The organism is Methylomonas fluvii (assembly GCF_014850975.1).
GTDB classification, from domain to species: domain Bacteria; phylum Pseudomonadota; class Gammaproteobacteria; order Methylococcales; family Methylomonadaceae; genus Methylomonas; species Methylomonas fluvii.
The window spans coordinates 929,060-952,491 of the sequence record NZ_JACXST010000001.1 but is presented as its reverse complement, the minus strand read 5'-3'; the positions used below and the strand labels follow the sequence as shown (position 1 = coordinate 952,491).

Genomic DNA, 23,432 nt, shown 5'->3' with positions numbered 1-23,432 from the left:
CAAACAGCGGCCTATTACTCGAAACTCAGCCGACACGTTTGAATAAGGAAGGTTCCATGAGAAAGAAAAGTGGAGAACGTTGCCAATCCATTCTGGATGCGGCAAAAATCATGTTTGAAAAAGTCGGTTTCGAGCAAGCGACGATGGCAGAAATCGCCGCTACCGCCGGCCACTCCAAGGCCACGTTGTACAACTATTTCAGCTCCAAGGAACAGTTATTCCTGGAATTGGCGCGCCGTTCCGCCGATCGCCACAGCGAGCAATTATTTTCCTTGCTGATGCAGGACTACGGCAACGCATCTCTCGATACACTGCCAGACCAGATCAACCAAGTCCTGACACTGTTACAACCTTCCGACGACTTGCCGGCCACTTTGCAACGTTTCGGCGAAGGCGTGATGAGTAACTTTCTGTCCTTGAAAAGTTTGGCGGCCCGACGCATGTTGATCGCAGCAGCCGCGACTCAGCCGGAAGCCGGCCGCCTGTTTTTCGAAAACGGCCCCGCCAAGGGCATGCAAATTACCGCGCAATTTTTCGCACAAGCGATGAATGCCGGCCAGTTGCGGCGCGCCGATCCACATGTGGTGGCCGCGCATTTTCGCGGCCTGCTGGAATCTGAAGTGTACGAGTCGGGCTTGTTCAACGCCCGCCGGGAATTGAAACCCAAACAAGTTAAAGCGACAGTCGAGCGCGCCGTCAGCGCGTTTATCAGGGCCTATGCGCCGACTGCCAGCGATTTGACTCACGATTAGCTATTGCTTGAACAGTTCACGAAACAACTGTTGCATGGCTTCCCAGGATTGTTTATCCGCCTCGGCATCATAAGCAATAGGCAAATTATTGGCTTTGCCCAACCTATCCGCGTCGGGGTTGGTGAATCCGTGCCGCGCGCCGGGATAGTTAACCAAACGATAGTCCACACCGGCCTGGGTCATTTCTTTTTCAAAAGCCGCAATACTGTCGGCGCTGACGAACTCGTCGGCTGCACCGTTTAACACCAATACCCGCGACTTGACCTGCCCGGCCCGCGCCGGGGTTTGCGTGGCAAGATTACCGTGAAAGCTCACCACCGCCGCCAGATCGGTACCCAAGCGCGCCATATTCAAGACTGTCGCACCGCCGAAACAATAACCTATCGCCGCAATCTTGCCCTTATCAACACTGGCTTGTTTTTGTAAAAAGGCTAAAGCCGCCGTAAAACGCAATTGCGAAACGCCGGCCCGCTCCACGACGCTATTCATGAAGGTTGAGGCTTCGGTGGCATGCTCGCTGGATTTGCCGTCGCCGTACATATCAACCGCCAGCGCGGTATAGCCCAGTTCCGCCAACATCTTCGCCCGCTGCCGGGCATAGTCGTTCAAGCCCCACCATTCGTGGACCACCAGCACGCCGGGCTGCTTGTCGCCTTTCGTATCGTCCCACACCAGATAACCTTTTAGCGTGGTATCGCCGGCGGTGTAACTGACGGTTTGTTCCTGCAATGCCGCTTGCAAACTCGAGCTGAACAATAAGGCCAAAAAGAATAAACTGCGCATTATAAAAAACCTCCCGTTGAGAAAAATGGGCTTACGTTTACACCGCTAACGGGCCTTGTCAATCTCTAGGGCCTTGCGACAATAAAATTTCACCGTGGCGGCGGGTTTTACAGCAAACTAGACGCTAGTGATTTGCTTTAAACGAACTGCAAAATAGACTCCATGACGCACTCCGGCGCAAAACCTATCTGGCGACAAATCCCGAAAAGTGTTTGGGCATTGGGCTTTGTCAGTATGTTGATGGATATTTCCTCGGAAATGATCCACAGCCTGCTGCCTGTATTCATGCTCACCACCTTGCATGCCAGCGGCTTAAGTATCGGCTTGATTGAAGGCGCCGCCGAGGCTACCGCCTTGATCGTCAAGGTGTTTTCCGGCGTGCTCAGCGATTATCTGGGCAAGCGGAAAAGCCTGGCCTTGATAGGTTATAGCCTGGGAGCCCTGACCAAACCCTTGTTTGCGATTGCCGGCAGCAGCGGCATGGTCTTAACCGCCCGCCTGCTGGACCGGGTCGGCAAGGGCATACGCGGCGCACCGCGCGACGCGCTCGTCGCCGACATCACCCCGCCGGAAATTCGCGGTGCGGCCTTTGGCCTCAGGCAATCACTGGATACGGTCGGCTCTTTTCTGGGACCATTGCTGGCGGTGGCGCTGATGCTGCTGTGGACCAACGATTTTCGGGCGGTCTTTTGGGTGGCGGTGATCCCCGGCGGGTTGTCGGTGCTGATGTTGCTGTTTGGGGTGCGGGAACCCAAGCATATACAGCGTTCGCAACACGGCAATCCCATCAAACGCGCTAATCTGCAACGCTTGCATGCCGATTATTGGCGGGTCGTGATGATCGGCGCGGTGTTCACGCTGGCGCGATTCAGCGAGGCCTTTTTGGTGCTGCGCGCCCAACAAAGCGGCATTCCAATTGCGCTGTTACCTTTGGCAATGGTGGCGATGAACGTCGTTTATTCGGCTACAGCTTACCCGTTCGGCAGGCTTTCCGACAGCATATCGCATCGAAAACTGCTGGCTTGGGGACTGATCGTACTGATCGCCGCCGACCTGGTACTGGCCAGCAGCGCCGATTGGCGGGTGGTGCTGGCCGGCGTAGGGCTTTGGGGGGTGCACATGGGCATGACCCAAGGCTTGCTGGCAAAAATGGTCGCGGACACTTCACCCGCCGACCTGCGCGGCACCGCTTACGGATTTTTCAATCTGGTCGGCGGCATCGCCATGCTGTTGGCTAGCGTCATGGCGGGTATGCTGTGGGATTGTTACGGCGCCGAGTTTACGTTTTATGCGGGTGCCGGATTTTGTTTAATTGCCTTATGCATCCTCATCGCTCGTCGCCAGTTTAAAGCGGCTCATTGAGCGTTTATTGGCGCAACCGTAGACTAAAAAAGGAAAAACTCCCGATAAATTTTGAAATAGGCCTACAAAGATGTAAGCTTTAGCGTACAAAAAATCTCATCAACGACTGAGCGTTTCAGCCGAATAAGTACTTAAAGCCTAGTTTGAAATACATCCTTCTCAGCCGTTTACCACGTATCAATAAATACCAGCTTTGGCTGATTTCGGTTGTTCTGGCGACAGTGCTTACGGAATCTATTGTGGCGATAATAGATTTGCTGCTGAAAGGCGAAATCAGCTTTGATTATCTACTTACCGGCTTGGTCGCTTCACTGCTGGTCGCCTCGTTGATCTGCGCCATGATCATTGTTTTTTTAGACCATCTGAGCAGTTTGCACGACGACAATATCCAGTTAAGCACTATTGTCACCGCACTGCCCATTCCTCTGGCGCTATTCGACGACAAGCGCAATCTGCAAATGCTGAACCCGGAATTTACCAAGGTCTTCGGGTACCAGCTCCGGGATATTCCCAACCTATCCGATTGGCAATTACAGGCCTTCCCCGATCCCGTTTACCGTGAAACGATTGGCGCGGAATGGCAAAAGCGCTTCGAAAATGACGACCAAGAATTTCAGCCCCTGGAAATCAAAGTTCGTTGCAAAAACGACCTGAACAAACACGTCATGGCCACCGCCACGCGTATAGGCGGAGCCGATCAGAAAATGCAACTGGTATTACTCTACGATATTTCCAAACGCATCAATGCGATGAACGCGCTCGCCGAGTCACGCAGCTTGCTGCAATCGGTCATAGAAACCATACCTATGCGGGTATTTTGGAAAGACCTGCAATCGCGCTATCTCGGCTGCAACTCGCAGTTCGCTCGAGATGGCGGTTTCACTAGAGCCGAAGACCTCCTCGGTAAAGTCGATCAGCAACTGTCCTGGCGAAACCAGGCCTTGCTCTACCGCGCCGATGACCGCCAGGTCATGCAATCGAACATGCCTAAGCTGGCTTACGAAGAGCCGCAAACCACTCCCGAGGGCAAAGAGATTCTGCTGCGAACCTCTAAAGCGCCACTGCGCAATAGTCTGGGCGAAACCATCGGAATATTGGGGGTATACGATGACATCACCGAGCTAAAGAAGATTGAAAACGAGTTGTGGCTGGCCAAAACCATGGTCGATAAAAGCAAGACCGCTTTCTTCTGTCTTAATCCCAAGGGCATGGTGACGTACGTCAATGATTACGCGTGTCAATCTTTGGGCTATTCGCGGGACGAATTGGTGGGCATGGCCCCTTGGGAATTCGATCCGGACTTTGCGGCCAGTGCCTGGCCAGCCATTTGGCAGCGTTTGCGCGACTGCGAAATTGTCAGCCACGAAAGCCTTCATCGGCGTAAAGATGGCACAGTATTCCCTGTCGAGCTCACCTGCCACTACATCGCTCACAATGGCTTGGAACTGAGTTTTACCTTCGCGCAAAACATTTGCGAACGCAAACGCCTGGACACCGAACTGCGGATTGCCGCGACGGCTTTCGAATCGCAGGAGGGCATGATGATTACCGATGCCGATGCCGATGCCGTCATTTTAAAGGTGAATAAATCCTTTACCGCGATTACCGGCTACTCCAGCGAAGAAGCCATCGGTCAAAAAATGAACATCCTCAATTCCGGCATTCACGATGCGCTGTTTTTTGCCGAAATGTGGCAATCCATTGATAGCGAAGGCGTCTGGCAAGGTGAAATCTGGAATCGGCGTAAGAACGGCAATATATTTCCGGAATGGCTCACCATCAGCGCCGTGAAAAACCCGGATGGCAAAATTACCCATTATGTCGGCACGATGATGGACATAACGGCGCGTAAAGCCATAGAGCAACACATTCATCATCTGGCCCACTTCGACGCACTGACCGACCTGCCCAATCGCACCTTACTGATCGACCGCTTGCATCAGGCTATCGCTCAGGCCAGACGCGAGCACAGTTTGCTGGCCTTGCTCTATTTGGATCTGGACAAGTTCAAGCCGGTCAACGACAGCTTCGGTCACGATGTCGGCGACTTATTGCTGAAAGAGGTGGCGAATCGCCTGGAAGCGTGCGTCAAGCGGGAAACGGATACCGTGTCGCGTTTGGGCGGCGATGAGTTTGTGATTTTACTCAGCCAATTGGACCGACACTCAGCGGCCGGGCTGGTCGCCGAAAACATCTTGACCAGTCTGAATCAGCCGTTTGTGATTCAACAACACACGCTGGATATTTCTTCCAGCATAGGGATTGCCGTTTATCCCGATGACGGCCTGGAGGCAAATAGCCTGATGAAAAACGCCGACAATGCGATGTACCAAGCCAAATGCGCGGGGCGTGACTGCTTTCGGTTTTTCAGCTCCGAAGCCTAAGGCTAATTGCCGGCGGCAGCCGCCGGCCCGGACAACCACAGGCCAAGCCTTGGCTCCACCGCCAGACCGTTCAAGTCGGTAAATTGAAACGGTACGGAAATCAGCTCCATACCGCGATTGATCTGCACCGCAAAATGCAAATGCGGCCCGGTCGTCAAGCCGGTATTGCCGGAGTAACCTATCAACTGCCCGGTTGTCACCCGCATTCCTGGCGTGACTTGGGCTTTTTCCAAAGCCAGATGCGCGTACACAGCCATGGAGCCGTCTTCATGCAAGATCCTGATACTGTTGGCTTTGCTGGCGTAAGACTGGCTAGTGCCATGACTGGTATAGTCATTTTCCACTTCCAGCACGATACCGCCTCGGGCGGCGTAAATCGGAGTATCAACCGGCATCATGATGTCTACCGCATAACGATTCTGTTCATCGTTATGGCTGTATGGTCCATTAAAAGCCTGGGTAATTTGAAACTGCGTACCGGCAGGCAAGGGTGGTTTATAAAGCGTTTGACTCACATAGCCGGGTAAAGGCCGCCCAACCACGTAGCTATATTGCAGATTGACACTACAAAATCCGGCGCTTTGCTTGGGAATAAGCGAAAACAAGCTGCCGGACCGTCCGGATTCAACGACAAAGCGGCGCGGCAAATCCGGATTGGCGCTGACATTTTCCCGCTCTCGCCAATCGACTGCCAGTTCGATAGGCCCCGGATAGGCGTTCAGCGCAAAAAAACTCGGTTGCAAATCATCGGCCGTTTTTTCCAGCCAAACGCGCTTAGGATTGGCGGTTTTTAACTGTCTGACTTCTACCGGCTGATTCGATGCGGGGGCCTGATCGGTAAAATACCAATTACCCTCAACGTCCTGATATTTATAAAGCTTTTTAGCTACGCCGCTACTGGACGCCAGTAACAGCGAGATAGCTAAAATGCCGCGAGCAAACACCGGCCACCACGATTATTTGCGGGTCGAACTAAAGGTGTAAGAGCGCACCACGCCTTGCGCGTCGAAGCGAATCAGCAAATCCTGGGAATCGTTACCGCCGAACAAGGCATATTTGTAGATCCCGTAAGTCCAGGTAGGCTTACCATCTTCCATACCGGTGCGCCAAGGCGTGCCGAACATTTCGGTAATATCTTGCTTACGGGTTTGGCCGACCTTAATTTCCGGAACTCTGACGGGGGAAAACTCTTGGCCGACAGTAAAGCAACCGGTCAATTGCGTCGTCGCAAGGCTGGCGACTAATAGAAGTGAACTAAAGCCAAAAGCGCGTGGTCCGCGTTTTGCAAGAAAATTGTTCATTGGTATTCCCTGATTGAAAAGTTGATTGATATAAACTAGCTGTTAGTGGCTTATCTTAGCCGGTTCCAGCCGCGATTCGAAAATTTTTTAGCCACCGATAAGATGTCATCATGCCTACCGAAAACCACAATTCAGCCCTCGATAATCTGAACTTCGACAATCGTTTTATCCGCGAGTTGCCTGGTGATCCCGAACCGGATAATTTTCGGCGCCAAGTTTATGCAGCCTGCTATTCCCGGGTAAATCCGACGCCGGCGCAGCAACCCAGGCTAGTCGCTTATTCCAAAGAAGTCGCGGAAGATTTGGGCTTATCCGCCGAAATCTGTGAATCGGATGATTTTTGCCAGGTATTCGCCGGCAGCAGACTCGCAAAAGGCATGGAAGCGTATGCAATGTGCTACGGCGGCCATCAATTCGGCCATTGGGCCGGCCAGCTCGGCGATGGCCGGGCCATCAATTTGGGCGAGGTGCTTAATCAGCGTAAACAACGCTACACCCTACAACTGAAAGGCGCGGGCGTGACGCCCTATTCCCGCAGCGCCGACGGCTTGGCGGTACTGCGTTCGTCAATACGTGAGTTTTTGTGCAGCGAAGCCATGCATCATCTCGGCGTGCCGACCACCCGCGCCTTAAGCGTGATCCTAACCGGCAAACAGGTGGTGCGAGATATGTTTTACGACGGTAATCCGCAAATGGAACCTAGCGCGGTGGTATGCCGGGTGGCACCGTCTTTCGTGCGCTTCGGCAGTTTTCAAATATTCACAGCGCGCGATGACATCGACTCGCTGAAAAAACTGGTGGATTACACCATACGTACCGATTTTCCGGAGTTGGGCGAACCATCGATTCCTGTGTATCTGGATTGGTTTAAGCAAGTCTGCCGCAAAACCGCCGAGATGATCGTGCATTGGCAGCGGGTCGGTTTCGTGCACGGGGTAATGAACACCGACAATATGTCGATCCTGGGTTTGACCATCGATTATGGTCCTTACGGCTGGCTGGAAAATTACGATCCGGACTGGACCCCCAACACCACTGATGCACAAGGCCGCCGTTACCGCTTCGGCAATCAGGCGAAAATTGCGTATTGGAATTTGGTACAACTCGCCAACGCTTTGTATCCGCTGATTATGCGCGCCGAAAGTTTGCAACAAGCTTTATCGGCCTATACCGAGACCTTCGACGCTGGCTGGCAGGCGATGATGGCCGCCAAATTGGGCTTAACAATGTTCGAACCCGGCGAAGACGAGACCTTGGTGAACGACTTAACCCAGCTCATGCAAGCCGCTGAAACCGATATGACCTTGTTTTATCGACAGCTGGCTGATATCGATGTCAGCGCGGAAGCCAATTCGCCGGCGCAATTTTTAGCGCTGTTGCAACGCACCAGCTACGAGCCCTTAAGCGACGATATTATGGAGCAAGCTACCCGCTGGTTCGCCATTTACTGCCTACGCAGTCAGCGCGATGGCCGGCTAGCGCTGGAGCGCAGTTCGGCGATGAATGAAGTCAATCCGAAATATGTATTGCGTAATTACCTAGCGCAATTGGCTATTGACCAGGCAGAACAAGGTGATTTTTCTTTAGTTCAGGAATTGCTTGAAGTGCTGCGCCATCCTTACGCCGATCAAGCGGACAAGCAGAGTTTTGCCGCTAAGCGGCCCGATTGGGCCAAGCAACGCGCCGGTTGTTCCATGCTGTCCTGCAGTTCCTAACAACTCGTCTCGGCAAATTTCGAACCAAGGTACTATGTCAACTTGTTCAAATTAGCTTATTATTCGGCCACAAAATCACGTTATTTATTTGGAATAAACTCCGGAGCAAAGCATGGCCAAAGAAATCGGCATCGTTAAAATCGCAACTGGCACCGTTACCGCCATTGCCGCCGACGGCAGTAAACGTATTTTGCAGGTGGGCGACCGCGTTTACCCAACCGATCTTTTGACCACTGCCGATGGCAGCACGGTGATGATACAGCTTGCCAATGGCTCTTTTGTTGATATGGGCGGCAACGACAGCATGCAGCTTGCTGCAGCGCTGCAGGAGCAAGGTGAGCCCGCTCAGAGCGCAGAGAACCCGACACCCGCCGGGCCCAGCGCCGAAGATATTCAGGCGGCCTTACTGGCCGGCGCCGATCCAACCACAATAGCTGAAGCGACTGCCGCTGGCGGTGCGCCGGGAGCAGGAGGCGCACCTGGGGCAGGTAACGAGGGCCATGTGCCGGTTACCGTCGAATATCTCAACCCCGTAGCACCTGTCACTAACGGTTTCGATACCACGGGTCCTGAGGTGGCATTTCCGCCGATTGTGCCCGAAGTTTTGATATTGAATCCGAGCCAAGGTGCTACTGCAGGCAATGTATTTGTGGATGAAAGTGAAGCTAGCGCTAATGTGTTGCCAACCGAATCTGGAATATTACGTATTAATGATCAGGCTCCAACGTCCGTTGTGCTGTCGGCCAACGGAGCAACTTGGGATAGTGCTACGCAAACATTGACCGCCAACGACGGCTCATATCAAGTCACCGTTAAAAATGGCACATATACTTTCACCCTGCTGCAAGCACTGCCCCACGAGGACGTAGGCAATCAGGAGTCGCCTGTTAAAGATTTTACATTTTCTGCAACGTTAAGCGATCAGAATGGCAATACGGCTAATACTAGCTTCACAGCCAGTGTATTCGACGACGGCCCCGTCGTTGCTAATAGCAATGGCAGCATTAAAGACGTTGCAGGCACCACATTGACCGGATTAATCGATTACGACTTAGGGTTTGACGGTTTAGGCAAAGTCGAGTTGGAGAATTTGAATGGTAGATTAACCTCGAAATCGGACAGACTCAGCATCACAGTATTCGATTCAAACAATGATGGCTTGGATGAGCTTTATGCTTTTGTCGACAGAGGCGAAAAAAATGAAAACTTTCCCGGCATTGAAGATCGCTTGGTATTTTCGTTGTCCCCAACCATCGACAGCGCTCCGGATGGCGCTTATAAGTTAACGCTATTCGACATATTGGATATGCCTGCCCCAAGCCCTGTGACGCTAACTTTTGAAAACGCCAACATTTTATCGCCGGGACAGATTTCTGTGGGTAACGTACTGGTGGAAGGTAACAACCTTGCTTTAAGCCAAAACCACATTGGCGTTAACGACGCGACCTTGGACAGAGGCGAAACGATTACGTTTAAATTCGGGACAGCGGTCAACGCCGTTCAACTCAACGAATTCAATATCGATCAATCCGGCCCGGATAGATTTTCCTGGACTGCCTTTAAAGACGGCAACTTAGTGGGAAGCAGAGCAAACGTTACCGCACCCGCCAGCAGCGGCTTTACCTCGGCGATCAATATCTCCGGCGGCTACGATACATTGAAAATCGAAATGACTGCGGGCAAGTTCGAGTTAGGGGGCGTAAAATACAACCTCCCTAGCGCCCAAAGTTTAACGTTAAACTTTGGCTTTACGGCGACTGACGGCGACGGCGATAGTGTTAGAGGTAGCTTTAGCGTGGATACCGACGCGCTGCTGAACAATATCACCGCGCCAATATCGCCAGATTTACAGCATCCGGATAGCCTTATTTCCTAATCTTAGCAGAGCTATCTTGCTCACACAAAAAAACCGGCCTGGGCCGGTTTTTTTGTGTGAGCAAGATAGCTGGAATCACATGGTTTTGCGCGACCTGCCGTAACCAACCATGCCGATTAAACCGCTCAGGAACACCCAGACTGCTGCCGGCAACGGCACAGCAGACGTTTCGTAAACCAGGGTCGCCTCTACAAAACGCAGACGTTTGTCTGCATCGACCAGAGTTGAGCTTCCAGCGGCCAGATTATATTCCACGTCCGAGCTCAAATTCAGCCCAATAACAATCTTATGATCGCTAGTCCAATTCACTAAATCGGCGGCATTTAACACCAGTACTTGCTCCCATTCCACATGATCCTCGTGATAGCTAGTGATAATGTTACCGCCGTCAGAAGGGGACACTAAGCCTAGTGGCGCCTCATCAACCGTCACCTCAATATTTTCACTGGAATTTTCACTGTAATCGCCACGCGCGCGGATCAACAGGGTACCGTCAACCATGGCGGCAAACGGTGCATTTTCGACCGTAAAGCGGAAAAGCTCACCATCGCTCTCCTGGGCCTTAAGAAATACTTGAGATGTAAATATCGCAGCACCAGCCTCTAAACTTGCGGAAGCAAGAAACACAGCAAGCATGGATTTAAATATTCGATTAAACATCAGGGTTTCCTTAAAAATGAGTACTGGCGCAAATTTTACGTTATGTCGGATTGCAAAGCCAACTGTACTTAAGGGCTGAAACTCATTAAATCCAATGCAATTCTATCCATGCAATAACCTTTTGCAGGTTTGAAAAAACCAAACCGCTGCGTTTTTTGGCTACATCCAGGTTTTACCTGGATTCTAGCCTGATTTGCTGGCAGCGGATTACTAAAAAAATATGCTCAAACCAGTCATTTCAGGTATCCTTTTTAAGCTAATCCAACGTTTTCCAAGGTTCCGTAATGACCAACAATACCGATATTGCCGCCAAACACGATATTGATCCTGCTGAAACCCTAGAATGGATGGAGGCACTGCAAGCGGTGATAGAAAAAGAAGGCGGCGAACGCGCCAGCTTTTTGATCGAAACCCTGCTCAGTACCGCCAGACAAGCCGGCATGGACATTCCGTTCTCCGCCAATACGCCTTACATCAACACCATCCCGATAGACCGGCAACCCAAATTCCCCGGCAACACCGACATCGAACGCACCATCCGCTCCTATGTGCGCTGGAATGCCATGATGATGGTGTTACGTGCCAACAAATACACCAATGTCGGCGGCCATATTGCCAGTTTCGCGTCCGCGGTCACCTTGTACGACGTCGGTCAAAATCATTTCTGGAGTGCACCTTCGGACAAACACGGTGGCGACCTGATTTTCTCGCAGGGCCATTCCGCGCCTGGTACCTATGCTCACGCCTTCTTGCTGGGCCGTTTGAGCGAAGAACAAATGGATAGTTTTAGACAGGAAGTGGGCGGCAACGGCTTGTCGTCTTATCCCCACCCTTGGCTGATGCCGGACTTCTGGCAATTCCCCACCGTATCGATGGGTCTGGGCCCGATCATGGCGATCTACCAAGCACGCTTCATGCGTTATATGCAAAACCGCGGTTTTGCCAACACCGAAGGCCGTAAAGTCTGGGCCTTCCTAGGCGACGGCGAAACCGACGAACCGGAAACCCTGGGCGCGATCGGCATGGCCGGCCGCGAAAAACTGGATAACCTGATTTTCGTCGTCAACTGCAACCTGCAACGTCTGGACGGCCCGGTACGCGGCAACGGCAAGATTATTCAAGAATTGGAAGCCAACTTCCGCGGCGCCAACTGGAATGTCATCAAAGTAATCTGGGGCCGGCGCTGGGACGCCATCCTGTCCCGCGACAAGGACGGTCTGGTGGTTAAACGCATGATGGAATGCGTCGATGGCGATTACCAAACCTTCAAATCCAAGGACGGCGCCTACGTCCGGGAAAAATTCTTCAATACACCCGAACTGCAGGAACTCGTCAAGGATTACACCGACCGCGACATCTGGGAATTGAATCGCGGCGGCCACGACCCGATCAAAGTCTTCGCGGCTTTCAATGCTGCAGTCAATCATACCGGCCAACCCACCGTGGTTCTGGCTAAAACCATTAAAGGTTACGGCATGGGCGATTCGGGACAGGCGCAAAACACTAGTCATCAGCAAAAGAAGATGAGCATGGAATCGATCAAATACATCCGCGATCGCTATCAATTGCCGGTCAGCGACGAAGAATTGATCAACCTGCCCTACCTGCGTTTTGCGGAAGACTCTGCGGAACTGAATTACCTGCGCCAACGCCGCGTCGATCTGGGCGGTTATCTGCCGGCTCGCCGCGCCAAGTCCTACCCACTCGAAATACCGGCCTTATCCGCTTTCAAAGCGCTATTGGACGGCACCGGCGAAGGCCACGAAATTTCCACCACGATGGCCTTTGTGCGCATTCTGAATATCCTGGTCAAGGACAAGCAAATCGGCAAGCGCGTAGTACCGATTGTCCCGGACGAATCGCGCACTTTTGGTATGGAAGGCATGTTCCGGCAGCTGGGTATCTGGTCTCAAGTCGGCCAGCTCTACACCCCGCAAGACGCCGAGCAACTGATGTTTTACAAGGAAGACAAGCACGGCCAGGTGTTGCAGGAGGGTATCAACGAAGCAGGCGGCCTGTGCGACTGGATTGCGGCGGGTACCGCCTATTCGACCCACGGCGTACCGATGATTCCGTTCTTCATCTATTACTCGATGTTTGGCTTCCAACGGGTCGGTGATTTGATCTGGGCCGCGGCCGATCAACGCACCCGCGGTTTCCTGCTGGGCGGCACCGCCGGCAGAACCACCTTGAACGGCGAAGGTTTGCAGCACGAAGACGGCCACAGCCATCTGATGTCGGCAACCGTGCCAAACTGCTATTCCTACGATCCCACCTTTGCCTGCGAATTGGCGGTGATCATTCAGGACGGCTTGCGCCGGATGTTTGTCGAACAGGAAGATATTTTCTATTACATCACCCTGATGAACGAGAACTACGACCAGCCGGCCATGCCGGAAGGCGCAGAGGCCGACATTCTGAAAGGCATGTATTTGTTCAAAAAAGGTCCGAACAGCAAAAAACCGCGAGTGCAACTGCTGGGTTCCGGCACCATCTTTATCGAAGTCATCGAAGCCGCCAAACTGCTGCACGATGATTGGGGGGTGGACGCCGACATCTGGAGCTGCCCAAGTTTCACTGAGCTGGCTCGCGACGGCCAAACCTGCGAGCGCTGGAATCGCTTGCACCCTACCGAAAAGCCGCGCACCAACCATATCGCGCATTGCCTGGACAACAGCAAAGGGCCGATCATTGCCGCTACCGATTACATGCGCGCATTTGCCGAACAAATTCGCCCATGGGTGAAACGCTCTTACGCGGTACTGGGTACGGACGGTTTCGGCCGCTCGGACACCCGCGCCAAGCTGCGTAGCTTCTTCGAAGTGGACAGATACCACGTTACCGTCGCCGCTCTTCACAGCTTGGCGCAAGCCGGCGAGTTCGACGCCGCCAAGGTCGAGGTAGCCATTGCTAAATACAACATCAACCCTGACGCAACCGCTCCTTGGTTGATCTAACGGAAAGCAACATATGAGTTCTGTAATTGAAATAAAGGTGCCCGACGTCGGCAATGTCCCTGAAATCGACATCGTCGAGGTGCTGATCAAGCCTGGCGACGTGGTCGCGGTGGAGCAAACCCTGGCGGTGATGGAAACCGACAAAGCGACGATGGACTTACCGTCCAGCGCGGCTGGCACCATCAAAACCGTGCATATCAAACCCGGCGATAAAGTCTCCGAGGGTACACTGATCGCTACGATTGAAGTGGGCGAGGCAGCCGCTACAGCTCCAGCCGAACCGGCACCGGCATCACCGCCTGCCTCAGTGGAACCGAGCCCAGCTCCGGTTGCGGAAGCCCCAAAAGTAGAACAGGCCCAACCAGCCGCAGCACCTACTGCGCCCATGGCAAGCAGTAATGAAGGGTTTAAAGCACACGCCACCCCCAGCGTCAGACTGTTTGCCCGCGAATTGGGCGTCGATCTGAGCAAAATCCAAACCGGCAGCGGCCGTAAGGGCCGTATCCTGCAAGACGATGTGAAAAACTTCGTTAAGCAAGTCATGGCCTCCGGTGGTTCGACCAGCGGTGGCGCAGGTATACCGGCCATTCCAGCCGTCGATTTCACCCAATTCGGCGAAATCGAGGAAAAACCACTCAGTAAAATCAAGCGTCTGACCGGGCAAAATCTGACTCGCGTCTGGCTGAATTTGCCATTGGTGACTTACCACGATGAGGTGGCCATTGATGCGATGGAAGACTTCCGCAAGTCGGTTAACGCCGGCTTGGCAAAAGATGCCGTCAAAGTCACCGGCCTGATCTTCATCATGAAGGCCTTGGTCGCCGCGATGCAGAAATATCCGGCGTTCAACAGCTCGCTATCACCGGAAGGCGACAAACTGTATTTCAAAAAATACTTCCACATCGGCATCGCCGTCGATACCCCAAATGGTCTCGTCGTACCGGTCATTCGCGATGTGGATAAAAAAGGCATTTTCCAACTGTCCACCGAACTGGCCGAAAAAAGCGAACTGGCCAGAACCGGCAAGTTGAAACCAGCCGACATGCAGGGTGGCTGCATGACCATCTCCAGCTTGGGCGGGATTGGCGGCACCGCATTCACACCTATCGTCAATGCCCCGGAAGTGGCGATTTTGGGCGTCACCCGCTCCAAGGTACAACCGATGTGGAACGGCAAGGAATTCGAACCGAAATTGATGCTGCCATTGGACATTACCTACGACCACCGCGTCATAGACGGCGCCGAAGGTGCGCGTTTTATGGAAGCATTAAAATCTTATCTGGGCGACATTCGCCGGCTGTTATTGTAGGAGTAGGGATATGAGCAATTCTGTCACGCATGCCGAAGTGTTAGTTCTGGGCGGCGGCCCCGGCGGTTATACCGCTGCCTTCCGCGCTGCCGATTTGGGCAAGCAAGTCGTACTAGTCGAACGCTATCCCGTTCTGGGTGGTGTTTGTTTAAATGTCGGCTGCATTCCCTCCAAAGCTTTGCTACACAGCGCGCAAGTGATACACGAAGCCGAAGCCATGGCCGAACACGGCGTCAGTTTTGGCAAGCCAAACATCAATCTGGACCAGATCAGAGCGTGGAAACAAAGCGTCAGCCAAAGCCTGAATCAGGGCTTGGGCAAACTGGCCAAGCAACGCAAAGTCACGGTAATCCATGGCGTGGGTAAATTTGCCTCGGCCAATAGTTTGACTGTGACTAGCGATGCCGGCGAGCAAACCGTCACTTTCGACAACGCGATCATCGCAGCCGGCTCGCAACCAACTAAAATCCCCAGCTTTCCGCATGACGACCCTCGGGTTTGGGATTCCACCGACGCACTAGAACTGAAATCGGTGCCGGAAAAACTATTAATTGTCGGCGGCGGGATTATCGGCCTGGAAATGGCGACTGTTTACCATGCGCTGGGTTCGAAAATCAGTGTCGTGGAATTGATGGATCAGATTATCCCCGGCTGCGATAAAGACTTGGTCACACCACTGCAACGCAAAATCAAAAAGCAGTATGAGAATCTGTGGCTACAAACGAGCGTTAAGGCGATGGAAGCTACCGACACCGGCATTAAAGTCACGATGGAAGGCAAAGGCGCACCGGAATCCGAAGTGTTCGACGCGGTATTGGTGGCCGTCGGCCGCCGTCCCAACGGCAAACTGATCGACGCCGACAAGGCGGGCGTCAATGTTGATGAGCGTGGCTTCATCCCGGTGGACAAGCAAGGCCGCACCAACGTCAGCAATATTTTTGCGATCGGCGACATCGTCGGCAATCCGATGCTGGCCCACAAAGCCACGCACGAAGGCAAAATCGCCGCTGAAGTGATTGCCGGCCACAAAGCCGGTTTCGATGCGCTGACTATTCCATCGGTGGCTTATACCGATCCGGAAGTCGCCTGGATGGGCTTGACGGAAACCCAGGCGCAACAGCAAGGCGTGGAATTCGACAAAGCCGTATTCCCTTGGGCCGCCAGTGGCCGATCTTTGGCACTGGGCCGCAGCGAAGGTATTACTAAAATCCTGACCGACAAAACCACCGGCCGTATTCTCGGCGCCGGCTTTACCGGCCCCGGTGCCGGAGAATTAGTGGCAGAAGCCGTGCTGGCTCTGGAAATGGGTGCGGATGCGACAGACATTAGCCTCAGCATCCATCCGCATCCAACTTTATCGGAAACCTTTGCGTTTGCGGCGGAAATGATAGAAGGGACGATTACCGACCTGTATGTAAAGAAATAGTCCTTATTTTGCTAAGCGCAAAATTCGTGAGCGGGTTAATCGTCAGCTTGCCATTTTTTGGTGAGAACGCCAACATCATATAGAAGGAACAGCGAGTGGAAAAATTTGTCTTTGGGGCTGGCGAAGATGACAGAAAAAGATTGCTGAATTTCGTTGATGCTCTGCAGCAGTTTTTAGAGAAGGTGATAAATAATGGCGAGTATTTTCAGCCGAAATTTCGCGACGATTATAAGAAAGCCTGGATGGAGCTTAATCCGAACTTTTCGGCGTTAAAAGACGGTTTGCAACGTGCAGACACCCACACGCTGTTAGCGCAAGGCTTATTGGGAACCCAGCTAAATCTGAAGCTCGCCGTCATCAATCATTTTCTAGGCGAGTTTTTGCTGTACGGAATAGAAATTATCGGCGGCCACAAACTGCTTGAAAAACTTTTAGGTGTTGTCAGCAAATTACTGGCAAACATGGCAACTGCAGTCGGCACCGGCTTAGCCATTCAGAGCTTCGTAGATTTTCTTGTTGCAATGATAAAGGACGACAGCTAGTGATTTGCTCGCTTAGGCCATGCCTAAGCGAGCGAAACCCGAACGACTAAAACGCTCTTCAAGCAGCTTTCTTAACTTCTACGCCTCTAGCCAACAAACCATCTCGACCTTTCTCCGCCAAAGCCAAGATTTGATAAGCCAAATCTTCGGCGATATTCAATTGTTTTAAAGAGGCGGCCAAATGCTCCATCGCTATGTCGTAATGGAAATCCTCAGGACCGAGCTTGACCAAAAAACAATGAGCCGGCGTTAACAACGTGATGCTTCTTATTTCTTGCCCGCCAACGATATCCAGCAGGAAGGCAAAATCGTTACCGGTAACCAAACTCGGTTTGGCGTTAGTGCGGGCAAACGCTGCCGTAAAATACCCGTCCAATGCCTCTAATACTCTCTCATCGGCACTATTGAAACTATTGAATTAAGCTTTCAAATAGGCTTTTAGCGCATCGGCCTGCTCAGCAGCCGGGCGAGTGAAGAAGAAGCGGTTAATCCGATAGTCGTCCAGCATTTTTGCATAAAACACATCGACTATTTTACCGATCATGACGTGGTCGCTGAGAGCGGCGCGCAAAGCATAGATCTGAGGTGCTACAGTTGCGTTCATAACGTTTCTCCGGATGACAGTTTTAATATACATCCTGAGCTTTCCAGACACAGTGTTTTTGTCAACATTTTATCCGCATTAAAACCATACAAAGCCTGTACACGAAACTTTACAAATACTTCCACGCCGACAACGCGCCTAAAGCCCAACCGGCACTATTTTTTCGGCACATAGCCTTCCGGCAACTCGAAACCACCGGCAAACAAAAATTTCTCGCGCTCGGCTTCCAATATTTTTTTCGCCGCCGGATCGAAACTGGACAGCCGCTGCTCGTTAATTATCATGGTTTGCATCGCTAACCAGTCCTTCCAGGCCTGTTTCGATACATGCTCGAAAATGCGTTGGCCGTTGGCACCCGGAAACGGCGGCGCATCCAAACCCTCAGCCTCAACGCCCAGTTTTACGCATTTAATCATTCTCGTCATTTTGATCCTCTGTGACATGTTGTTGCAGCAGACGCTTGATCGGCGCCGGCAGACCTAAAGTATTAATCTCGGCGGTTTTATACCAAACCGCCCGCTCGCCTTCCATCACATTGTTTATGGGGTTTTCCAATTTTGCCAGGATCGGTGTGTAGTCCAGATGATAATGCGTGAAACTGTGGCGCTGGTCTGGCAAGGCTTGCGAAGCATGGATTCGGTAATTGCGTTGCAGACACCAGTCTTGCAAAGCCTGCGGATCGGCAAATTCCGGCACGCTCCATAGTCCGCCCCAAATGCCGGTCGGCGGCCGTCTTTCCAGTAAAATCCGATTTTCCTTGTCTAGTAACAGCAGGAAATATAGTTGTTTTACCGGTACCTCCTTGCGAGGCTTGGCGCCTGGCAACTGTTTTACTAAGCCCAACTGCCTGGCCTGACAGCCGTCAGCAACAGGGCAGACTTCGCATAGCGGCTTACTGCGGGTGCAGAGCGTGGCGCCTAAATCCATCATTGCCTGTGTGTAATCGCCAGTTCTTTGCATCGGCGTATAGCACTGACTAATTTGCCACAACTGCGCAGCCACTTTATTGTCACCCGGCCAGCCATGTACGGCATGAAACCGCGCCAGCACGCGCTTGACGTTGCCGTCCAATATGGGCTGGCTTTGCCCGCAAGCGATGCTGAGTATCGCCCCGGCAGTGGAGCGGCCGATACCTGGCAAGGCACTGAACTCTGCGACCGTGTGCGGGAATACGCCGGCATTGCCGGCAACGATTTGCGCGGTTTTGTGCAGGTTTCGGGCCCGCGCATAATAGCCAAGCCCGGACCAGAGCTGTAAAACTTCGTCCAGTTCCGCGCTGGCCAGACTTTGCACCGTCGGAAATCTAGCGACGAAGCGATTGAAATATGCAATCACGCTGACTACTTGCGTTTGCTGCAACATAATCTCCGACACCCACACTCGATAAGGATTAATGTCCAGTTGCCATGGCAAATCCTTGCGGCCATGGCTATCAAACCAATTAAAGAGTTTTTGTTGGAATTGCTCGGGGAACATGTCGCTAGGGGGAAGGGAAAAATCAATTAGGCATTGCCAGCCAATGGTATCGTAAAGGATTTAGATAAGGCAAAAACCGTTTTTCGGCTGTAGTCTCCGCGCCGGAAATAGTCAAACCGTGTTTGAGTACCGTGCCAGGCGGTTTAGCCAGGAAAGGTATGCGCTTTTTTGTATGATATTCTCTACTTAAGAAATCATGTCCCTCTCAGCGAGCTACTGATCGATTCAAATTCGGTCCCCTACAAACAGGAGTTGCAATGCTTATGTTTTCTCTGATTGCCTCATCAAGCAACGCATGGCTGCGGGCCGCCCAGCTATTCATTACCATTGCCAGCATCCTGACAATAGGCCAGCTAATTACATTAGTACCGGTAATGACGGAATTGGAAGTGGCTGGCGTATTCAAGGCCGCGGCCGTAGTCTGGTTTTTCGCTAGGCTGGCCGCATTAATCTTATTTTATTTTTTTGCCGGCTACGTCATAGAGGCCATTCCCAACAGCGGCGGTGCGTTGTCATTTGCCAAAGGTATTGCGGAGCCGCTAACCGCTCTGTTGATTTTGATTACCGTACAGGCATTGTTTTGGGAGTTATTGGCGCCGTTCGTCGATAGCTTGGGTAGAACGATTTACCATAGTAGCGCGATCATTCTGATTGTAAGCGTCAGTATTTGGTTTGTGATCAGAGCGTATAGCCATGCGACTTATCTAATCGATACCATTGCCAAGCTGGTTAAAATGTTATCAAGACTGCTCCCTCAGCAAAACCTGATCTGTCAGCAATGCGGCGCAGACATTACCGCAAATACTCATTTTTGTAATACCTGCGGACATAAAACCCAATCATCCAATGCATGTCCCGCATGCGAAGCCGCTGTTTCGGCTGGTCAACAATATTGCCAGAATTGCGGCTCGAAGCTTGGCAAGACGACAGTTGAGGAAAGCTAGATTTGCAGCTGAAATCGCGATGCTAATTCGATAGCTTAACCACACTGCAAATATCGGCTTTGATTTGATAAAGTGCAAACCGCAGTGGCCACAAAATTGCAAGCTACCTGTTCCAAGGTCTTGCATACCAAAGGAAATAGCCTTATGAATCAGCCTGCACTAACGGCAAGGCTGGTCTCAAATTGATTAAAGCTGCCAGCTTTTGAGTTTAGGCAGATCACTCGGAAAGGCGCTTGGCTACTCGCTGATAAGCGTCCTTCAACTCCTCTCCAACAATTTTTGCCTTGGCGATGTACTCTTCGGAAGTCTCTATCGATTCGTCGGCAATTTCAGCGGCTTTACTTTTAATCTGCAACCACTGTTTTTCGGCTTCTGCAAATTCATCCTTGGCATCCATTGAAGCCAGATGCAGCTTCAGTTGCAGCTCTTCGCGAACCGAATCCAGACTAACGAGCAAACTTTCAAATTCGTTTTTTAGCGACATGACCCACCTCTTTGCTTGATTGAAATTTGTAATAGCCGTTGGACTATCGCGGACAATTAAAGTTTAGTCTACTGAATGCTTCGCTAGAAGCTTTTAAAAGCAATCCAGTGTGCAGGAATGAAAGGCGGGAGAACGAAAGTGGAAACCGCGTTTGATTTCCACTCTATCTAACAAAAAAGCCGTAGGTACCAGTTGGCAACTACGGCTTAATCTTTAAACGATGGTTACTTCTTCGGCTTGTGGGCCTTTAGGGCCGCGGCCCAATTTGAACTGTACGTGCTGACCTTCGTCCAGCGTTCTGTAGCTGTTGTTTGGGTTCAGAATGTTTTTGAAATGTACGAAAACGTCAGGGCCTTGTTTTTGTTCGATAAAGCCGAAGCCTTTGTCTGCGTTAAACCATTTTACGACGCCAGTTGTCATTGTAGACATAATAAGTCCTATAAAAATTTAGATAAAGCCTTAGCTAAAGTAAGGCGGGTAACGCTGGTAAATGTGGAAATTACTTAATGAAAAACTAGGACGAAGGACTACTGAAGAGACATCGAGCTGGTAAACAAAGGGTAAATCGTATTTTCTAGCTGGCTTGCATTCTAGGCTGATTCGACTGATTGTCAATTTAAATCGTAAAATCCAGTATTTAGACACTTCCGAGTCTATCTTCGCTATTCGGCAATTTGCGGGATTACCCATGCTCAGCATAAACCTTTAACTACCAATGAATGCTCCATTAAAACGATGCATCAGGCGGCAATATTTGTTTGATGTTGGTGCGGCGATTTTGTTTTTCGGGGCGCTAACCCAGCAAGCTGAATTACGACAAGCCGCGACTATTGCCGTTAGTGAACTAGCTGCGCAGGGCTACAAGATACCTAGCGAGGACGATCCGGTGCGGGTGTTTCCCGCGTTGACCAGTGGAGCGTTCAGCGGCGGTCATGCCGGCGGCTGGCGGCCTGGCAGTATTTATCTGCGGCAACAACCGCAAGGAGGGCTGAGCGAGGCGGTATATCTGCGTCACGAACTATTTCACGAAGCCAGTCATCGCAGCTGCGGCGGCCGTTTACCGGCTTGGGCTGAAGAAGCGGGGGCGATGTATTTTAGTGGCGAATTGGCGAGTCTAGCGCCTGGAGACAAGCCCAGTTCGCTTGAATTGCAACGCATCAAAAACCGGGTCAGACAAGGCGCCGAATTTGATAGCAATGACCGCGCGGTATTGGCCCGAATGTTGGTTAACGCCGGCTGGCCTAGCGAACCGTGTGCCGTGTCGGCAAAATTAAATGAAATGCTCGGTGTGGCGTTCGACGATGCGGGGGATAGCTCTTTTCTGTTGATGAGCCTGCTATCCGGGCGGATATTAGCAAGCGGTGGCGACCAAATCAGCCGCTTACCCCCGGGTTCGTTGTTGAAAACTCCTTATGCCGCAGCATTAGCGCAAGCAGATCCGGTTTTGCTGGGTCCAGAACTGGCGGCGAGCGATACCGAAAAGCTTTTGCTGCGCCGCGAACAATTTCAAGGCGAGCGCTATCGTCTGTTATTGTCGTCTATCAAAGACCAAAAGCTTCCGGCGCAAACTGCGCCATCGGATCTACAAGCTTGGCGATCTTATCTGGGCGAACGTAACGCCGACGGCGATTTTGCTTTACAGGCCAACTTGCCCGAACTGGCACTAACAATGCGGGCAGCCTTGCTATCCAAGCCGGAATATTTTCGCGGCCTGAGTCAAAACGGCATCCTGCCCAATTCCACCTTGGCGGGGCAAAGCGAAATCGATAAAAAATTGTTGCGCCAACTTCAAGTTCTAGCAAAAACCGGCACGGTTTCGACTGTTGACGGCCACCCCTTGGCAGGCCACTTAATGCTGGCCTGGCCGGCTACGCATCCGGTATTTCTGGCGATATTTCGGCAACGCGGCGTCAGTGGCGCAGCAATATTAAGCAAAGCCGCCGCCTTGCTAAGCACTTGGCAACGCGACTATCCCAGCCGCTTTGCGGCAGTTAGGGTTAGCTTGTTAAGCTCTACCAACCCTGCGAGCTGGAATGCGGAAGCGGAGTGTCCGCTAGTGGCGGACCAATACCGGCGTTTTACAATTTGCGGACAACTTAGAATCGTTTCGACCGCGCGAGCCAGCCGATCAGAGCGGATTGTGAAAGGTGTTCTACGACAAGCTGATGAGCATGGGCCAACCGTACTGGAAACGGATGTCGATAGCTATGTCGATGGCGTGTTAGCTGCCGAGGCCCAAAATTTGGCGGGCAGTGCCCGCGAAGCGATGCGGGCAGTGATTGCCTGGAACGGCAGTCACGGCAGCCATAGACACAATGAATCAAGTTCGCTTTGCGACACCACGCATTGCATGGTCTATCTCGGCGAGTTGCCTGAGGACAAGCCGCGACGCAGCAGCCACACCGATGTTGCGTTACTGGCGCTTTTGGACCAACTGGCGGCCAAATCCGGATTGAACTGGTTGCCGTTTGCCAACGGCGGTGATCAACACTGGCAACGGCAGCTTTCAAGCGAAGAATTACGCCGGGTATTTGCGGAAAATCAAATCCTGGATATTCGCCGCGAACGGCGTAAGGACGGCGAGTTGTTTATCCGCTTATTTTATCCGACCAGCGAAGAGCTGCTCAGTTGCGAGATTTTTCGTAATACCCTGAAGCTACCTTCTTGCCCCGATTCGGTAACAGCTGCCGATGGTCAGACCTGGCAATTTGCAGGCATAGGCGCCGGACACGGCCTGGGCTTATCCATCGACAGAGCTCAGACTTTGGCAGAGGGCGGTCGAACTGCGGAGCAGATTTTACGGGATGCTTACGGGCAGAGCCGTTAGGTCGGGCAGTTAAGGCCAGACCTAACGCTT

Annotated in this window: 21 protein-coding genes; 11 read left to right on the top strand and 10 right to left on the bottom strand. The window is 52.1% G+C overall.

Features of this window, described 5'->3' with window-relative positions:
* Window positions 1-56 precede the first annotated feature (56 nt).
* A complete protein-coding gene (locus EBB_RS04520; protein ID WP_192392660.1) occupies window positions 57-752 on the top strand; it encodes a TetR/AcrR family transcriptional regulator in 696 nt (231 codons plus the stop codon).
* Here EBB_RS04520 and EBB_RS04515 read toward each other — a convergent pair whose 3' ends face one another.
* On the bottom strand, window positions 753-1,535 hold the full coding sequence (locus tag EBB_RS04515) for a dienelactone hydrolase family protein (protein ID WP_192392659.1): 783 nt from the start codon (window positions 1,533-1,535) through the stop codon (window positions 753-755). It lies immediately after the preceding gene.
* A gap of 162 nt (window positions 1,536-1,697) precedes the next feature.
* On the opposite strand from EBB_RS04515, the gene EBB_RS04510 reads away from it, so the two are divergent.
* Both EBB_RS04510 and EBB_RS04505 read left to right on the top strand, forming a co-directional pair.
* Window positions 1,698-2,897 (top strand): MFS transporter, encoded by a 1,200-nt coding sequence (locus EBB_RS04510; RefSeq protein WP_192392658.1) that lies wholly within the window; start codon window positions 1,698-1,700, stop codon window positions 2,895-2,897.
* A 239-nt stretch (window positions 2,898-3,136) separates the two neighbouring features.
* Window positions 3,137-5,281 carry a sensor domain-containing diguanylate cyclase gene (locus EBB_RS04505; RefSeq protein WP_192392657.1) on the top strand — a complete coding sequence of 715 codons (2,145 nt, stop codon included), beginning with the start codon at window positions 3,137-3,139 and terminating at the stop codon, window positions 5,279-5,281.
* Window positions 5,282-5,283: 2 nt separating this feature from the next.
* Here the strand turns inward: EBB_RS04505 and EBB_RS04500 are convergent, their stop codons facing one another.
* Window positions 5,284-6,225, bottom strand: a complete 942-nt coding sequence (locus tag EBB_RS04500; protein WP_192392656.1) for a M23 family metallopeptidase — start codon at window positions 6,223-6,225, stop codon at window positions 5,284-5,286.
* Window positions 6,226-6,237: 12 nt separating this feature from the next.
* Window positions 6,238-6,582 carry an outer membrane protein assembly factor BamE domain-containing protein gene (gene bamE, locus EBB_RS04495; RefSeq protein ID WP_026602570.1) on the bottom strand — a complete coding sequence of 115 codons (345 nt, stop codon included), beginning with the start codon at window positions 6,580-6,582 and terminating at the stop codon, window positions 6,238-6,240.
* A 110-nt stretch (window positions 6,583-6,692) separates the two neighbouring features.
* On the opposite strand from bamE, the gene EBB_RS04490 reads away from it, so the two are divergent.
* Together EBB_RS04490 and EBB_RS04485 are read left to right on the top strand one after the other, a co-directional pair.
* A complete protein-coding gene (locus tag EBB_RS04490; RefSeq protein WP_192392655.1) occupies window positions 6,693-8,297 on the top strand; it encodes a protein adenylyltransferase SelO in 1,605 nt (534 codons plus the stop codon).
* Window positions 8,298-8,409: 112 nt separating this feature from the next.
* Window positions 8,410-10,173: a retention module-containing protein gene (locus EBB_RS04485; protein ID WP_192392654.1), complete on the top strand. Its 1,764-nt coding sequence runs from the start codon at window positions 8,410-8,412 to the stop codon at window positions 10,171-10,173.
* A 75-nt stretch (window positions 10,174-10,248) separates the two neighbouring features.
* Here the strand turns inward: EBB_RS04485 and EBB_RS04480 are convergent, their stop codons facing one another.
* Window positions 10,249-10,833: a VPLPA-CTERM sorting domain-containing protein gene (locus EBB_RS04480; protein WP_192392653.1), complete on the bottom strand. Its 585-nt coding sequence runs from the start codon at window positions 10,831-10,833 to the stop codon at window positions 10,249-10,251.
* A 284-nt stretch (window positions 10,834-11,117) separates the two neighbouring features.
* On the opposite strand from EBB_RS04480, the gene aceE reads away from it, so the two are divergent.
* The 4 genes from aceE to EBB_RS04460 all read left to right on the top strand — a co-directional run bounded on the left by aceE (window position 11,118) and on the right by EBB_RS04460 (window position 17,067).
* Window positions 11,118-13,790 (top strand): pyruvate dehydrogenase (acetyl-transferring), homodimeric type, encoded by a 2,673-nt coding sequence (gene aceE, locus EBB_RS04475; protein WP_192392652.1) that lies wholly within the window; start codon window positions 11,118-11,120, stop codon window positions 13,788-13,790.
* A gap of 13 nt (window positions 13,791-13,803) precedes the next feature.
* Window positions 13,804-15,099, top strand: coding sequence for a 2-oxo acid dehydrogenase subunit E2 (locus EBB_RS04470; RefSeq protein ID WP_192392651.1), 1,296 nt, complete (start codon window positions 13,804-13,806; stop codon window positions 15,097-15,099).
* Between the two features lie 10 nt (window positions 15,100-15,109).
* A complete protein-coding gene (gene lpdA, locus EBB_RS04465; protein ID WP_192392650.1) occupies window positions 15,110-16,525 on the top strand; it encodes a dihydrolipoyl dehydrogenase in 1,416 nt (471 codons plus the stop codon).
* A gap of 95 nt (window positions 16,526-16,620) precedes the next feature.
* The gene (locus EBB_RS04460; protein ID WP_192392649.1) at window positions 16,621-17,067 is read left to right on the top strand and encodes a hypothetical protein; all 447 of its coding nucleotides are present in this window, start codon (window positions 16,621-16,623) and stop codon (window positions 17,065-17,067) included.
* A 58-nt stretch (window positions 17,068-17,125) separates the two neighbouring features.
* Here EBB_RS04460 and EBB_RS25780 read toward each other — a convergent pair whose 3' ends face one another.
* The 4 genes from EBB_RS25780 to mutY all read right to left on the bottom strand — a co-directional run bounded on the left by EBB_RS25780 (window position 17,126) and on the right by mutY (window position 19,147).
* Window positions 17,126-17,443, bottom strand: a complete 318-nt coding sequence (locus EBB_RS25780) for a globin family protein (protein WP_225587237.1) — start codon at window positions 17,441-17,443, stop codon at window positions 17,126-17,128.
* 42 nt (window positions 17,444-17,485) lie between these two features.
* Window positions 17,486-17,671, bottom strand: a complete 186-nt coding sequence (locus EBB_RS25775; RefSeq protein ID WP_225587236.1) for a globin family protein — start codon at window positions 17,669-17,671, stop codon at window positions 17,486-17,488.
* A 155-nt stretch (window positions 17,672-17,826) separates the two neighbouring features.
* Entirely contained in the window at window positions 17,827-18,096 is a 270-nt protein-coding gene (locus EBB_RS04450; RefSeq protein ID WP_192392648.1) for an oxidative damage protection protein, read from the bottom strand.
* Window positions 18,080-19,147 (bottom strand): A/G-specific adenine glycosylase, encoded by a 1,068-nt coding sequence (gene mutY, locus EBB_RS04445; RefSeq protein WP_192392647.1) that lies wholly within the window; start codon window positions 19,145-19,147, stop codon window positions 18,080-18,082. Before mutY ends, EBB_RS04450 begins: the two co-directional genes overlap by 17 nt.
* A gap of 257 nt (window positions 19,148-19,404) precedes the next feature.
* Between mutY and EBB_RS04440 the strand changes: the two genes are divergently transcribed.
* Window positions 19,405-20,091 (top strand): zinc ribbon domain-containing protein, encoded by a 687-nt coding sequence (locus EBB_RS04440; RefSeq protein WP_192392646.1) that lies wholly within the window; start codon window positions 19,405-19,407, stop codon window positions 20,089-20,091.
* A 217-nt stretch (window positions 20,092-20,308) separates the two neighbouring features.
* On the opposite strand, the gene EBB_RS04435 is transcribed toward EBB_RS04440, so the two are convergent.
* Both EBB_RS04435 and EBB_RS04430 read right to left on the bottom strand, forming a co-directional pair.
* Window positions 20,309-20,575 (bottom strand): hypothetical protein, encoded by a 267-nt coding sequence (locus tag EBB_RS04435; protein WP_192392645.1) that lies wholly within the window; start codon window positions 20,573-20,575, stop codon window positions 20,309-20,311.
* A gap of 213 nt (window positions 20,576-20,788) precedes the next feature.
* Window positions 20,789-20,995 carry a cold-shock protein gene (locus EBB_RS04430; protein ID WP_033158255.1) on the bottom strand — a complete coding sequence of 69 codons (207 nt, stop codon included), beginning with the start codon at window positions 20,993-20,995 and terminating at the stop codon, window positions 20,789-20,791.
* A gap of 295 nt (window positions 20,996-21,290) precedes the next feature.
* Between EBB_RS04430 and EBB_RS04425 the strand changes: the two genes are divergently transcribed.
* Window positions 21,291-23,402: a hypothetical protein gene (locus EBB_RS04425; RefSeq protein WP_192392644.1), complete on the top strand. Its 2,112-nt coding sequence runs from the start codon at window positions 21,291-21,293 to the stop codon at window positions 23,400-23,402.
* The last annotated feature ends 30 nt before the right edge of the window (window positions 23,403-23,432 follow it).